The sequence below is a fragment of the Citrobacter sp. Cm038 genome (genome assembly GCF_030333105.1).
Classification (GTDB): Bacteria; Pseudomonadota; Gammaproteobacteria; order Enterobacterales; family Enterobacteriaceae; genus Citrobacter; species Citrobacter murliniae.
On the sequence record NZ_JAOWGO010000024.1, the window covers coordinates 171,366 to 185,783 of the forward strand.

The following is a 14,418-nucleotide window of genomic DNA, read 5'->3' on the forward strand; positions in this document are numbered from 1 at the left end:
CCCCGCATCTTATCAGGCCTACAAATTGCTCTACTTCGTAGGCCGGATAAGGCGTTAGCGCCGTCATCCGGCTTTTTAATGGGTGGCGCACAATGAATACTCTTCCTGAACAGCACGCAAATACTGCCCTCCCCACCCTGCCTGGCCAACCGCAAAATCCTGGAACCTGGCCACAGCATGATCTCAACTGTACCGGGATTAAAACGCATATCGATACTTTCCAGCACTGGTTAGGCGAAGCGTTTGACAGCGGTATTTCTGCCGAACAGTTGATTGAAGCCCGCACCGAATTTATTGACCAGTTGCTGCAACGCCTGTGGATTGAAGCTGGCTTCGGCCAGATCGCCGATCTGGCTCTGGTTGCCGTCGGTGGCTATGGACGCGGTGAACTGCATCCGCTTTCCGATATTGACCTGCTGATCCTGAGTCGTAAAAAGCTGCCTGACGCCCAAGCTGAGAAAGTCGGCGAGCTGTTAACGTTACTGTGGGACGTCAGGCTGGAGGTCGGGCACAGCGTGCGCACGCTGGAAGAGTGTCTGCTGGAGGGGTTGTCAGATTTAACCGTCGCCACCAACCTGATTGAAACGCGACTGCTGATCGGCGACGTAGCGCTGTTTCTTGAGCTACAGAAACATATTTTTAGCGAAGGTTTCTGGCCGTCTGATAAATTTTACGCCGCCAAGGTGGAAGAGCAAAATCAGCGCCACCAGCGCTATCACGGTACCAGCTACAATCTGGAGCCGGATATCAAAAGCAGCCCGGGCGGCCTGCGCGATATCCACACCCTGCAATGGGTTGCCCGACGCCATTTTGGCGCAACCTCGCTTGATGAAATGGTCGGGTTCGGTTTTCTGACGCTGGCGGAGCGCGCCGAACTCAACGAATGTCTGCACATCCTTTGGCGCATTCGCTTCGCACTGCATCTGGTGGTCAGTCGTTATGATAACCGTCTGCTGTTCGACCGTCAGTTGAGCGTAGCCCAACGGCTTAACTACAGCGGCGATGGCAACGAGCCGGTCGAACGGATGATGAAAGACTATTTTCGCGTCACGCGTCGGGTGAGTGAACTAAACAACATGCTGCTACAGCTGTTTGACGAGGCTATCCTCGCCCTGCCTGCGGATGAAAAACCACGCCCGATTGATGATGACTTTCAACTGCGCGGTACACTGATTGACCTGCGCAACGATGATCTGTTCATCCGTGAACCAGAGGCGATTCTGCGAATGTTTTACACTATGGTGCGTAACAGCGCGATCACTGGAATTTATTCCACGACGTTGCGTCATCTGCGCCATGCCCGCCGCCATTTAACGCAACCGCTGTGCTACATCCCGGAGGCCCGCTCGCTGTTTCTCAGCATGTTGCGACATCCAGGCGCAGTGAGTCGCGGTCTGCTGCCAATGCACCGCCACAGTGTTTTGTGGGCCTATATGCCGCAATGGTCGCACATCGTCGGCCAAATGCAGTTTGACCTGTTTCATGCCTACACGGTGGATGAACACACCATCCGAGTGATGCTAAAGCTGGAAAGTTTTGCCAAAGAAGAGACTCGTCAGCGCCACCCGTTGTGTGTGGATCTCTGGCCGCGCCTGCGCCAGCCGGAGCTGATTCTGATTGCCGCGCTGTTCCACGATATCGCCAAAGGACGCGGCGGCGACCACTCAATTCTTGGTGCCCAGGACGTTCTAAAATTCGCCGAATTGCACGGACTAAATTCCCGCGAAACACAACTGGTCGCCTGGCTTGTACGCCAGCATCTGCTGATGTCAGTTACCGCTCAGCGTCGTGATATTCAGGATCCTGAGATGATTAAGCAATTCGCAGAGGAGGTGCAAACAGAACATCGTCTGCGCTTCCTGGTCTGCCTGACGGTAGCGGATATTTGCGCCACTAACGAAACCCTATGGAACAGCTGGAAGCAAAGTCTGTTGCGAGAACTGTACTTCGCCACAGAAAAACAGTTACGTCGTGGAATGCAAAACACGCCGGATATGCGCGAGCGCGTACGCCACCACCAACTTCAGGCACTGGCGCTGCTGCGTATGGATAATATTGATGAGGAAGCGCTGCACCACATCTGGTCGCGCTGTCGCGCCAACTATTTCGTGCGCCACAGTCCAAACCAGTTGGCTTGGCACGCACGTCATCTGCTACAGCATGATCTGAACGATCCCTTGATTTTACTCAGCCCACAGGCAACACGAGGCGGGACAGAAATTTTCATCTGGAGCCCGGACCGTCCTTACCTGTTTGCTGCGGTCTGTGCAGAACTGGATCGTCGTAATCTTAGCGTCCACGATGCGCAGATTTTCACTACACGTGATGGAATGGCGATGGATACGTTTATCGTGCTGGAACCGGATGGTAGCCCGCTGTCATCAGACAGACACGAAGCGATCCGTTTTGGGCTGGAGCAAGCGATCACTCAGCGTAGCTGGCAGCCGCCGCAGCCACGTCGTCAACCGGCAAAATTACGTCACTTTACCGTCGACACCGAGGTCACTTTTCTGCCGACGCATACTGACCGTAAATCATTCCTGGAGCTTATCGCGCTCGACCAGCCTGGACTGCTGGCGCGGGTCGGACAGATTTTTGCCGATCTGGGAATTTCGCTGCATGGCGCCCGAATTACAACCATTGGCGAGCGAGTAGAAGATTTATTCATAATCGCAACAGCCGACCGGCGTGCCCTTAATAATGAGCTGCAACAGGAAGTGCATCAACGGTTGACAGAGGCCCTCAATCCAAACGATAAAGGGTAATGTTTTTTATTTATATGGAAAGAGTTTAACAATGCAGCAGTTACAGAACGTTATTGAGTCCGCTTTCGAGCGCCGTGCCGACATCACTCCGGCAAATGTGGATACCGTAACCCGTGAAGCGGTTAATCAGGTTATTTCTCTGCTGGATTCCGGTGCACTGCGCGTCGCAGAAAAGATTGAGGGTCAGTGGGTCACTCATCAGTGGCTGAAAAAAGCGGTACTGCTCTCTTTTCGTATTAACGATAACCAGGTTATCGATGGTGCGGAAAGCCGCTACTTCGATAAAGTACCAATGAAATTCGCCAACTATGACGAAGCGCGCTTCCAGAAGGAAGGCTTTCGCGTAGTGCCGCCTGCGGCTGTGCGTCAGGGTGCATTTATCGCCCGTAATACGGTTCTGATGCCGTCATACGTCAATATCGGCGCATACGTTGACGAAGGTACCATGGTTGATACCTGGGCTACCGTAGGTTCGTGTGCCCAGATTGGTAAAAACGTCCACTTGTCTGGCGGTGTTGGCATCGGTGGTGTACTGGAGCCATTACAGGCTAACCCAACCATCATCGAAGATAACTGCTTCATTGGCGCACGCTCTGAAGTCGTAGAAGGCGTAATTGTCGAAGAAGGTTCCGTTATCTCTATGGGCGTTTACATCGGCCAGAGTACGCGTATTTATGACCGCGAAACGGGTGAAGTACATTATGGACGTGTCCCGGCCGGCTCCGTTGTGGTATCAGGCAACCTGCCGTCGAAAGATGGCAAGTACAGCCTTTACTGTGCGGTGATCGTGAAGAAAGTTGATGCTAAGACGCGAGGAAAAGTCGGTATTAACGAGCTGTTACGCACCATCGACTAACGGTATTTTGAAAAAGCGGGCCTGGCCCGCTTTTTTTACATCTGCGAGTGGCATAAACAAGGCTTTTCGTTAATTATTCAATGGTTATAGTGAGCTTAAGGGTACCGCTATGTATGACAATCTGAAAAGTCTGGGCATTACCAATCCTGAAGAGATCGATCGTTACAGCCTGCGGCAAGAAGCCAATAACGATATCCTGAAAATCTATTTCCAGAAGGATAAAGGCGAGTTTTTTGCCAAGAGCGTAAAGTTTAAATATCCCCGTCAGCGTAAAACCGTGGTCGCCGATGGCGTTGGCCAGGGTTACAAAGAAGTGCAGGAGATAAGCCCGAACCTGCGCTACGTGATCGACGAACTGGATCAGATCTGTCTGCGCGATCGTAGTGAAGTCGATCTTAAACGCAAGATCCTTGATGATTTACGTCATCTGGAAAGCGTCGTCACCAACAAGATCAGCGAGATTGAAGCCGATCTGGAAAAACTAACGCGTAAGTAAGCAGTTTGTTGCCGGATGGCGGCGTCTTACGCCTTATCCGGCCTACAGGTATATCCTCGTAGGCCTGATAAGCGTAGCGCCATCAGGCAATCAATCAATGCTGCTCATCCAGTTGTAACGCCACATACAGCAACAACCTGTCATCAAAATTTCCCAAATCCAACCCGGTCAGCTCAGAGATACGATTCAGGCGATATTCCAGCGTATTACGATGGATAAACAATGCCTTAGATGTCGCCAGTGGCTGCACGTTATGACGAAACCACGCCGCTAATGTCCGCCGCAGCAAGCCGTTGTTATCCATCGCTTTCAGCCTTACCAGTGGGCGCGCCAGCTCATTAGCCTGCCAGCCGCCGCGCAGGCTGTCCAGCAGCACCGGCAGCATCAAATCCTGGTAGAAATAGCTGCGACTTTCCGGCATACGTTGCTTTCCGACCATCATGGTCGTACGTGCCGTTCGATATGAACGGGCAATACTGCCTGGTCCGGTAAAGTAGTTACCCAGAGAAACGCGAAAGCGCAACTGCCCATTCTCTTTCATCCGGGCAATTAACTGCTCGACGCGCTTACGGTGATCTTCCGCATCCCAGCGACCAAACTGATTAAGCGCAGGCTTCAGCACCACCATCTCGGTAAGAGAAACAATCGCAATCAGGTTATTACGCTCAGGCGTAGTCAGGGCATTTTGTAGCTGCTGCAGTTCTGCCATGGCACTGTCAACGCCAAGCTGCCCACTGTCAACTTCCACCACCGCCACCACGCGCGGCTGGTTCAAATCAATGCCTAAACGTTGTGCCCACTCCATCAGCGCCGGAGTATTTTCTTCGGCCTGAATCAGGTTCATCACCAACTCTTCACGCAGACGACTGTCCTGCGCGAGCAGATGCATCAGACGCGACTGTTCCAGCATCATTTCCGCGGTCATACAAACCAGTTCACCATACTTGCGCAGATGTTCCGGTTCGCCGGTTAAACCAATAACGCCAACAATTTCACCTTCGAGCCGTAGTGGCAGGTTTATTCCCTGGCGCACACCGTGCAGATGCCTGGCGACGGCATCATCGATATCCACCACGCGCCCCTGCGAAAGCACCAACAGTGCGCCTTCGTGCAATTCACCAATACGCTCGCGATCGCCGCTGCCGATAATCCGCCCACGGGCATCCATTACGTTGATATTGGTATCAATGATGCGCATCGTGCGTGCCACGATATCCTGCGCCATTTTGGTATCAAGATGCCAGCCAGCCATAAACCCTCCTGTGAGCAGAGCTCAAGCATAAGGAAGATCATACGCGGCAGCATTGTGCAAATGCACAAAGCGAAGAAGAGAAGTATGGAGTTGTGGTAAGTATCACAAAAAGAAACCCCTCCCTGGTAACAGGAAGGGGTTTGAGAGGATTACTGCATCAACAGATAGATTGAGGTGTCACCACGCTGAATATTCAGCGCCAGAACAGACGGTTTGCTGTCGAGGATTTTGCGCAGTTCCGCGATATTTTTCACCGGTTGCTGATTGGCACCGATAATCACATCCCCTTTCTTCAGGCCAATCTGAGCCGCCGGAGTATTCGGTTTCACATCGCTTACCACGACCCCTTTGTCCTGGCCTTTGTTGCTCATATCCGCACCTTCAATACCTTTGAAGATGGAGCTGGAATCTACCTGAGTCTGGCTACTCTGCTGCAGTTCCAGGTTCACAGTGACCGGTTTACCGTCGCGCAACAGACCAAGGCTGATTTTGCTACCTACAGGCATCGTGCCGACCTGCGCACGCAGCGCGGCAAAACTGCTGATAGGCTTACCGTTCAGCGAGGTAATCACATCCCCGGCTTTGATACCGGCTTTCGCTGCGGATGAATTCGGCATGACCTGACTGACGAATGCGCCACGCTGTGCGTCAACCTTCATGGCTTTGGCCAGCTCAGAGTTCAGTTCAGTGCCCAAAATACCCAACTCACCACGTTTAACCTGGCCAAACTCAACCATCTGCGAGGTCAGGTTTTTCACCATGTTGCTTGGGATAGCAAAACCGATACCGATATTACCGCCGTCAGGCGCGAGGATCGCGGTGTTAATCCCAATCAGCTCACCGTTCAGGTTGACCAGTGCGCCACCGGAGTTACCCCGGTTAATCGCGGCGTCCGTCTGGATAAAGTTCTCGTAGTTTTCCGCATTCAGACCGCTACGCCCCAGCGCAGAAACGATACCCGAAGTTACCGTTTCACCGAGGCCAAACGGGTTACCAATGGCGACAGTGTAATCACCCACGCGCAGCGCATCAGAATCTGCCAGCTTGATCGCTGTCAGGTTCTTCGGATCCTGAATCTGGATTAACGCAATGTCAGAGCGCGGATCTTTGCCGACGATCTTCGCGTCAAATTTACGCCCATCGCTCAGTTGTACTTTAATCACCGTGGCGTTATCGACCACGTGGTTGTTGGTAACGACATAACCTTTAGCGGCATCAATAATAACGCCGGAACCCAGCGCCATAAATTTCTGCTGCTGCCCGCCACCATTACCTGCGCCCGGCGCACCGCCCTGGCAGAATGGTGAGCTCTGGAACGGAGAACCATCCTGGCAGAACGGGGAATTATCACCGAAGAACTGCTGGAAATTACGCGGCATACGCGGCGTATTCACCGTCGTGCTCCCCTCGACGTTAATACTCACCACCGATGGCATCACTTTTTCGAGCATCGGGGCCAGGCTTGGCATCTGCTGGGCCGTCACTGCTGAAGACGCTGTCTCAGCCGCCGTTGCAGACAGGGGGGACAACGCCAAACCTAAACTCAGAGCCAGTGCACTCATTGCTAATGTGGTTTTTTTCATGTGTTTCGTTCTCGATTAACAGATAACGCAAAATTGCTGTATACGTCAGAGTCGTTTTATAGCGCGAAGTTCCAGAGTAAAGTTTCAGGAAAAAGTAAAATTTTATTGTCAGTCTTTACAAATGAGTATTTATTGTTCTACCGCCATCAGTCGTCGGTATTCATCCCAGGCATACAAATCCGTCATCCCGCTGATATAATCCTGGATCAGGCGACAGCGATAATAATATTCAAAAACCGGATACTCTGCAGAAACAGACGATATTTTACTAACAGCCTCAACGTAAGCCAACCGATGGCGCGTAGACAGCTTTTGAAATAATCGCGACTCAATCGGAAAGTGTTTTAATCTTTCATTTTCAACCAGCGCGCTAAAGTCTGATTGCGTCATTTTTAATAACGGCTGATAGATTTCCAGTAGCCCACTGATAACCCGATACCCCTGTAATTCCAGTTGTTCAACATCGGGATGGCTAAACACATGTTTCATCGCCACATTTTTATAAACCCCGAGCAATTGGCTGAAGCTACTGGCGTCTTCCAACAGCGCGTGATTAAAGCTACCCTCAAAAATCTGCGGCAAGTTATCAATAAAACGCTGGGCCGCATACGGTACTAGCTTATTCAGCGTGTTGACTCGCAAATACATAAAGAACTGATCTTCCGTACTGCGACTTAATGTATTTGAGCGCGATTTCTCCCAGGCATTCTCAACAACCTGGGTAAACAGGGAACCTTTTTCGTGCTGTCCCCATGCCTCGTACAGATGGTGATAAAGTTGTTCGACACTGAAGATTCTTTTCTCAACGGCATCTTCCAGGTCGGCCACACAATAAGAGATATCATCGGCCGCCTCCATAATCCAGGTTAATGGAAAGCGACTGTAAGGTGCTAAAGATAATTCTTTACGCAACCTCTCAATATACGGTTCCTCGGAAAGGTAATATCCCGGTTTTTTCATTAAATAGTTATGTGTTGTCGGGGCAGCTCCGCGCCACCATGCCGGACGCGTATATTTTAAAATACCCCCAACCTGCGCCCAGGTAAGGTTCATTCGCATCAAGGTATGTACCAACCGAATCCCCTGCGCATTACCTTCAAAGTGGCACAAATCCTGCCGCACTTTACGGCGGATATCATTGAGAGACTCTTCGCCTTCACGCAAACGCAGCGCCGCCACCAGGCAGCGGTCATCGCTTAAGGGCTGGCTTTCCGCATCCGCGGGAAAAAGTCGCTGGCGGAACCAGTCGTTAATCGCCGCTTCACCGAAGTGCCCAAACGGTGGATTACCAATGTCATGCATCAGACAGGACATTTCGACAACACTTTCAAAAGGGCCTGTCAGCTCATCCAGGCCATATTGTTCCAGCAACTTTAGCTCTTTTAGTCGGCTGAGGATCTCTTTTGCGATATAGCGTCCCACCTGCTGAACTTCCATCGAATGCGTCAGACGTGTGCGCACCGCTGCATTACGCTCCAGCGGAAAAACCTGGGTTTTTTGCTGCAGCCGGCGGATTGCCGGGGAGTTGATAATACGTCCGCGATCGCTTTCAAAAATTCGCAGGATCTCATGCTCAGATTTCACGCCCTGCGGCGAACGGTAACGACGATGCCAGTTTATTTTTTTTCGGAAATCGATCTGTGCCATGTCCTCTCCCGCCTGAGAAATGCGCTACCCCTTAAGCGCATGATAGACTATGCCCTCAAATCTGGCTTATCGCGAGTAAATCTATGAAAATCGGCATCATTGGTGCAATGGAAGAAGAAGTTACGCTCCTGCGTGACAAAATCGAAAACCGTCAGACTATCTCCCTCGGCGGTTGTGAAATTTACACCGGCCAACTGAACGGTACTGAGGTTGCGCTACTGAAATCTGGTATCGGTAAAGTGGCTGCGGCACTGGGCGCAACGCTTTTGCTCGAACGCTGCAAGCCGGATGCCATCATTAATACCGGTTCTGCGGGCGGCCTGGCCTCTACGCTGACAGTCGGCGATATCGTAGTTTCTGATGAAGCACGTTATCACGATGCTGACGTTACCGCATTTGGCTATGAATTTGGCCAGTTGCCGGGCTGTCCGGCAGGCTTTAAAGCCGATCCCGCACTGATCACCGCGGCTGAGTCCTGCATCGCAGAACTCAATCTGAACGCCGTTCGTGGACTGATTGTCAGCGGTGACGCCTTCATTAATGGATCTGTTGGCCTGGCAAAAATTAAACATAATTTTCCGCAGGCAGTTGCTGTAGAAATGGAAGCCACGGCAATTGCGCACGTTTGCCACAACTTTAAAGTCCCGTTCGTGGTGGTTCGTGCCATCTCTGATGTCGCCGATCAGCAGTCCCATCTCAGCTTTGACGAATTCCTGGTTGTTGCCGCGAAACAGTCGAGCCTGATGGTTGAAACGCTGGTACAGAAACTGGCGCATGGCTAAATTAATGCCCAGGGCGCTGGCCGCCCTGCTTTTCACTCTTCCGGTGTGGCTCTGTGCCGCACCGCGTGTAGTTTCACTCTCCCCTGCTAACACCGAACTGGCCTTTGCCGCCGGCATTACCCCGGTCGGCGTCAGCAGCTACTCAAACTACCCGCCCGAGGCCAAAAATATTGAAGAGGTCTCAACCTGGCAAGGCATGAATCTGGAACGCATCGTGGCGCTCAAACCAGATTTAGTTATCGCCTGGCGCGGAGGGAACGCCGAACGGCAGGTGAATCAACTGACCGCCCTGGGAATTAAAGTTATTTGGGTGGATGCGGTAACCATTGAGCAAGTCGCAGACGCGCTGCGCCAACTGGCGGCGTGGAGTCCCAGACCTGAACAGGCAAAACAGGCCGCGAAAACCTTGCTTGATGAGTATGCTTCACTAAAATCACAGTATGCCAACAAACCGAAAAAACGTGTGTTTCTTCAGTTTGGCGCAAATCCGTTGTTTACCAGTGGGAAAGGCTCCATTCAGCACCAGGTTCTTGAGGTCTGTGGCGGAGAAAACATCTTTGCCGGCAGCCGGGTCCCCTGGCCGCAGGTCAGCCGCGAACAGGTTCTGGCAAGAGCGCCTCAGGCTATCGTTACCACCGGAAATTCGGGCGAAAATCTTAAAATCGAACAATACTGGGGAAATCAGCTAAAAATCCCGGTTATTACCCTTAATAGTGACTGGTTCGAACGCGCGAGCCCGCGTATTATCCTCGCCGCAAAACAACTCTGTAATGCGCTTTCACAGATAAATGAGACACAAAATCATTCATGATGCCTCGAGGCAGCAAGTTAATGAATCCCCGGAAGCGTACAAATAATACGTGACAGGGGTAACTAACGCAGCCAACAAAGAGGCAGCCTGAAGGGTGATGTGTATTGGGGATTCGACAATGCTCGTCTATTGGCTCGATATTGTAGGCACTGCGGTATTTGCTATCTCTGGCGTATTACTGGCCGGGAAATTGCGTATGGACCCCTTTGGTGTCCTGGTCCTCGGCGTTGTTACCGCAGTAGGCGGCGGCACGATCCGCGATATGGCACTGGATAACGGGCCGGTATTTTGGGTTAAAGATCCTACCGATCTGGTTGTTGCCATGATCACCAGCATGCTCACGATCTTACTGGTGCGCCAGCCAAGACGATTACCCAAGTGGATCCTTCCGGCACTGGATGCTGTCGGTCTGGCGGTGTTCGTCGGCATTGGCGTTAATAAAGCATTTCTCGCCGGAACCGGACCACTGGTGGCAATTTGTATGGGAGTGATCACCGGCGTAGGTGGCGGGATTATTCGCGACGTGTTAGCACGTGAAGTACCGATGATATTACGTACAGAAATCTACGCAACTGCATGTATTATTGGCGGGATTGTTCACGCCACGGCGTTTTATACTTTTTCAGTACCGCTGGAAAACGCCAGCATGATGGGGATGATCGTCACATTGCTGATTCGGCTTGCCGCTATTCGCTGGCATTTAAAGCTACCGACGTTTGCGTTAGATGATAATGGTCGATAATTTGACGGCGCGGGATACACAGGCCGGATAAGACGTTTACGCCGTTATCCGACAAATTGCCCGGCGGCGCGACGCTTACCGGGCAGACAGAATCAGCTCATCAAATGCTGAAGGAAGAGCCACACCCGCAGGTGCTTTTAGCATTCGGGTTCGTCACAACGAAGCGGGAACCTTCCAGACCTTCGGTATAGTCAACCGCACCACCCACCAGATATTGCAGGCTCATTGGATCAACCACCAGACCAACGCCTTGTTTCTCAATGGTCATATCACCTTCGTTAACTTGATCATCAAAGGTGAAACCATACTGGAAACCGCTGCAACCACCACCGGTGATATACACGCGTAATTTCAGATTCGGGTTATCTTCGTCAGCGATCAGGCTTTTTACTTTATTGGCTGCTGCTTCTGTAAATTGCAGTGGCAGCGCTACGTCATCACTCATATTTTGCTCCAAACGACATTGGCAATTGGATAAATTTCAACCCAATATTTTGGGCCATTATCTAATACCCTGGTATTTCGTTCAAGTATTCTCGCCAGCAGCTGTACTCTGGCTTTTCGCCGCCTGCTCCGCTTCCTGTTTTGCCAGCGTACGTGCAAGAATAGTCGAGTATAGCGGCTTTCCGCCCATAAATTGGGCTAATAGTGTTGCGCCAAGACAGGTAATAATCATTGGCAAAATGAGCTGGTAGTTATCAGTCATTTCCAGAACCAGCACAATGCCCGTTAATGGTGCACGTACTGAAGCCGCCAGCAACGCCCCCATTCCGGCAATAGCAAACGTTCCGGCTTCCAGATGATACTGCGGAAAAGACGCCGCTGCAGCCATGCCAAATGCGGTGCCGAGCAATGTACCCAGCGCCAGCATCGGTGCAAATATCCCACCGGGCGCACCGGAGGAGAAGCACAGCAGCGTGGTGATGACCCTGGCAACAAAAATAAACAGCAGTATTCCAACACTGAAATTGCCCGCTGCTGCGATAGGGATCAGGTTAAACCCACCACCTGCCGCTTCAGGTTTTATTAAACCGAGGATCCCACACAGACCGCCGATAGCGCCCCCCATCAGCACCCACTTTTTAATTTCGCCGCCGTGGAAGCGTTGAAACATATCCTGGGTCCGCAACACCATCGTATTGAATAACGGTCCGACACAACCAAAAATAATTCCAAGGACGAGATATAACCACAGCGTATTAACCGGTGCATTGGAGAGCTTCCCGACTTCAATGATCGGGGCCTCGCCGTTAAAAATACGGAACACAATGCTGGACATAATAACGCCGGTAAATACGGCTTTGATCGATACGAGGTTGTAACGGAACTGCGGACGCATCTCTTCAAGAATGAACAGGATACCCGCCAGAGGCGCATTAAAAGCGGCCGACAGACCGGCTGCAGCACCGGTAGCCAGCAGAGTATGGCGCGCTTCAGCGCTACGCATACGGAAAACATCAAGCACCATGCGTCCGATATTGCCGCCAATTTGCACCGTCGGCCCTTCTCGTCCAAGCACCATCCCGGCACCCAGCGTTCCCATACCGCCGATAAACTTCACCGGCAATACACGCCACCAACGCACCGGGCGCAACTCTTCCAGTGCACCTTCGATCTCCGGAATCCCCGAACCACCCGCTTCCGGCGCAAATTTACGCACCAGGAAATAACCGACCATTGCCAGCAGCGCAGAGAGAATAAACGCCAGCGGCCACACCAAAATGGCATGATCGGCGACCTGTGCCAGCGTGCCTATACGCAGGTTCTGTACCCAGGACACAGCTTTCTCAAAAGCAACACCAACAAGTCCAGTCACGGTGCCGACAACAGCCGCCATAAAGAGGATCGCCAGCGGCGTCTTGTCCCGATCAAGTAGTCGACGGATCTGATCCCTGCGCCGTAAACGCACAATTTGCTGTGCTTCAAAAGAGGGAGAGTCTGTTTTCATTAGATGATCATTAATTGGTAATACAAATACGGAATCGGCATTCTACTCGCACATTTCGTGAAAATCCCCTGCAAATCGTATTGTTTCAAATGCGCAAAACTTTCATAACCTTCTCTGAATAACTAGAATAGCGGGCATTCACTTTTTCTACGAACCAGGACCCCATCCATGAGTAAGTCTGAAAACCTCTACAGCGCAGCACGCGAACTTATCCCCGGCGGCGTTAACTCCCCTGTTCGCGCCTTTACCGGCGTGGGTGGTACTCCGCTGTTTATCGAAAAAGCAGACGGCGCGTATCTGTATGACGTCGATGGTAAAGCCTACATTGATTATGTTGGTTCCTGGGGCCCGATGGTGCTGGGCCATAACCACCCGGCTATCCGCAATGCGGTGATTGAGGCTGCAGAACGTGGTCTGAGCTTTGGTGCGCCAACCGAGATGGAAGTGAAAATGGCGGCGCTGGTCACTGAACTCGTGCCAACCATGGACATGGTGCGCATGGTCAACTCCGGTACCGAAGCGACGATGAGCGCCATCCGTCTGGCGCGCGGCTTCACCGGACGCGATAAAATTATCAAATTTGAAGGATGCTATCACGGTCATGCCGACTGCCTGCTGGTAAAAGCCGGCTCCGGCGCACTGACGCTGGGCCAGCCGAACTCTCCGGGCGTTCCGGCAGATTTCGCTAAGCATACTCTGACCTGTACTTATAACGATCTCGCCTCTGTACGTGCAGCATTTGAACAGTATCCGCAAGACATTGCCTGCATTATCGTGGAGCCGGTCGCTGGCAACATGAACTGCATCCCGCCGCTGCCGGAATTTCTGCCTGGTCTGCGCGCGTTGTGCGATGAGTTTGGTGCGCTGTTGATTATCGATGAAGTAATGACCGGTTTCCGTGTCGCGTTGGCTGGCGCGCAGGATTACTACGGCGTCGTTCCGGATCTGACCTGTCTGGGCAAAATCATCGGTGGTGGTATGCCTGTTGGTGCATTCGGCGGTCGTCGCGATGTCATGGACGCGCTGGCACCAACCGGACCGGTTTATCAGGCTGGTACGCTGTCTGGTAATCCAATTGCCATGGCGGCAGGATTTGCCTGTCTGAATGAAGTTGCCCAGCCGGGTATTCATGAAACATTAGATGAACTCACCACCCGTCTGGCAGAAGGTCTGCTGGAAGCCGCCCAGGAAGCGAATATTCCTCTGGTGGTTAACCATGTGGGCGGGATGTTCGGGATTTTCTTCACCGAAGCAGAAACCGTGACCTGCTATCAGGACGTAATGGCATGCGATGTCGAGCGCTTTAAGCGTTTCTTCCACATGATGCTGGATGAAGGGGTTTATCTCGCGCCATCAGCCTTTGAAGCTGGCTTTATGTCCGTCGCGCACAGCATGGAAGATATCAATAACACCATCGACGCCGCACGTCGGGTGTTCGGGAAGTTGTAAAAAGCAGCATCAGAGATCGTAAGCCGGGTAAGGCACTCCGCCACCCGGCTTTTTTGTTGCCGGATGGCGACACAAAGTGCTTATCCA

Annotated in this window: 13 protein-coding genes; 7 read left to right on the top strand and 6 right to left on the bottom strand. The window is 52.0% G+C overall.

The window, feature by feature from the left end:
* The first annotated feature begins 92 nt into the window (after window positions 1-92).
* The 3 genes from glnD to OGY01_RS18190 all read left to right on the top strand — a co-directional run bounded on the left by glnD (window position 93) and on the right by OGY01_RS18190 (window position 4,117).
* Window positions 93-2,765: a bifunctional uridylyltransferase/uridylyl-removing protein GlnD gene (gene glnD / locus OGY01_RS18180; RefSeq protein WP_286493478.1), complete on the top strand. Its 2,673-nt coding sequence runs from the start codon at window positions 93-95 to the stop codon at window positions 2,763-2,765.
* A 31-nt stretch (window positions 2,766-2,796) separates the two neighbouring features.
* Window positions 2,797-3,621 (top strand): 2,3,4,5-tetrahydropyridine-2,6-dicarboxylate N-succinyltransferase, encoded by an 825-nt coding sequence (dapD, locus tag OGY01_RS18185; RefSeq protein ID WP_198906405.1) that lies wholly within the window; start codon window positions 2,797-2,799, stop codon window positions 3,619-3,621.
* 109 nt (window positions 3,622-3,730) lie between these two features.
* Window positions 3,731-4,117, top strand: a complete 387-nt coding sequence (locus OGY01_RS18190) for a DUF3461 family protein (RefSeq protein WP_045439967.1) — start codon at window positions 3,731-3,733, stop codon at window positions 4,115-4,117.
* A 94-nt stretch (window positions 4,118-4,211) separates the two neighbouring features.
* On the opposite strand, the gene cdaR is transcribed toward OGY01_RS18190, so the two are convergent.
* From cdaR to dgt, 3 genes are all read right to left on the bottom strand, one after another.
* On the bottom strand, window positions 4,212-5,369 hold the full coding sequence (cdaR, locus tag OGY01_RS18195; RefSeq protein WP_003018564.1) for a DNA-binding transcriptional regulator CdaR: 1,158 nt from the start codon (window positions 5,367-5,369) through the stop codon (window positions 4,212-4,214).
* A 149-nt stretch (window positions 5,370-5,518) separates the two neighbouring features.
* On the bottom strand, window positions 5,519-6,952 hold the full coding sequence (gene degP, locus OGY01_RS18200) for a serine endoprotease DegP (RefSeq protein WP_045439965.1): 1,434 nt from the start codon (window positions 6,950-6,952) through the stop codon (window positions 5,519-5,521).
* Window positions 6,953-7,081: 129 nt separating this feature from the next.
* Window positions 7,082-8,599, bottom strand: coding sequence for a dGTPase (gene dgt, locus OGY01_RS18205; protein ID WP_048222031.1), 1,518 nt, complete (start codon window positions 8,597-8,599; stop codon window positions 7,082-7,084).
* An 83-nt stretch (window positions 8,600-8,682) separates the two neighbouring features.
* On the opposite strand from dgt, the gene mtnN reads away from it, so the two are divergent.
* The 3 genes from mtnN to OGY01_RS18220 all read left to right on the top strand — a co-directional run bounded on the left by mtnN (window position 8,683) and on the right by OGY01_RS18220 (window position 10,934).
* Window positions 8,683-9,381 (top strand): 5'-methylthioadenosine/S-adenosylhomocysteine nucleosidase, encoded by a 699-nt coding sequence (mtnN, locus tag OGY01_RS18210; protein ID WP_045439962.1) that lies wholly within the window; start codon window positions 8,683-8,685, stop codon window positions 9,379-9,381.
* Window positions 9,374-10,192 carry a vitamin B12 ABC transporter substrate-binding protein BtuF gene (gene btuF, locus OGY01_RS18215; protein ID WP_045439959.1) on the top strand — a complete coding sequence of 273 codons (819 nt, stop codon included), beginning with the start codon at window positions 9,374-9,376 and terminating at the stop codon, window positions 10,190-10,192. Before mtnN ends, btuF begins: the two co-directional genes overlap by 8 nt.
* Window positions 10,193-10,310: 118 nt before the next feature.
* The gene (locus OGY01_RS18220) at window positions 10,311-10,934 is read left to right on the top strand and encodes a TRIC cation channel family protein (protein ID WP_045439956.1); all 624 of its coding nucleotides are present in this window, start codon (window positions 10,311-10,313) and stop codon (window positions 10,932-10,934) included.
* A 100-nt stretch (window positions 10,935-11,034) separates the two neighbouring features.
* Here the strand turns inward: OGY01_RS18220 and erpA are convergent, their stop codons facing one another.
* Genes erpA through clcA form a run of 3 tightly spaced genes read right to left on the bottom strand, consistent with a single transcriptional unit; the run spans window position 11,035 to window position 12,882 of the window.
* The gene (erpA, locus tag OGY01_RS18225) at window positions 11,035-11,379 is read right to left on the bottom strand and encodes an iron-sulfur cluster insertion protein ErpA (RefSeq protein WP_008786260.1); all 345 of its coding nucleotides are present in this window, start codon (window positions 11,377-11,379) and stop codon (window positions 11,035-11,037) included.
* Window positions 11,372-11,437 carry a small protein YadW gene (yadW, locus tag OGY01_RS18230; RefSeq protein WP_136345333.1) on the bottom strand — a complete coding sequence of 22 codons (66 nt, stop codon included), beginning with the start codon at window positions 11,435-11,437 and terminating at the stop codon, window positions 11,372-11,374. The genes erpA and yadW overlap by 8 nt, the downstream gene beginning before the upstream one ends.
* Window positions 11,438-11,460: 23 nt before the next feature.
* A complete protein-coding gene (clcA, locus tag OGY01_RS18235; protein ID WP_045439953.1) occupies window positions 11,461-12,882 on the bottom strand; it encodes a H(+)/Cl(-) exchange transporter ClcA in 1,422 nt (473 codons plus the stop codon).
* A gap of 168 nt (window positions 12,883-13,050) precedes the next feature.
* Here clcA and hemL point away from each other — a divergent pair, with 168 nt between their 5' ends.
* Window positions 13,051-14,331, top strand: a complete 1,281-nt coding sequence (gene hemL, locus OGY01_RS18240; protein ID WP_048222032.1) for a glutamate-1-semialdehyde 2,1-aminomutase — start codon at window positions 13,051-13,053, stop codon at window positions 14,329-14,331.
* The last annotated feature ends 87 nt before the right edge of the window (window positions 14,332-14,418 follow it).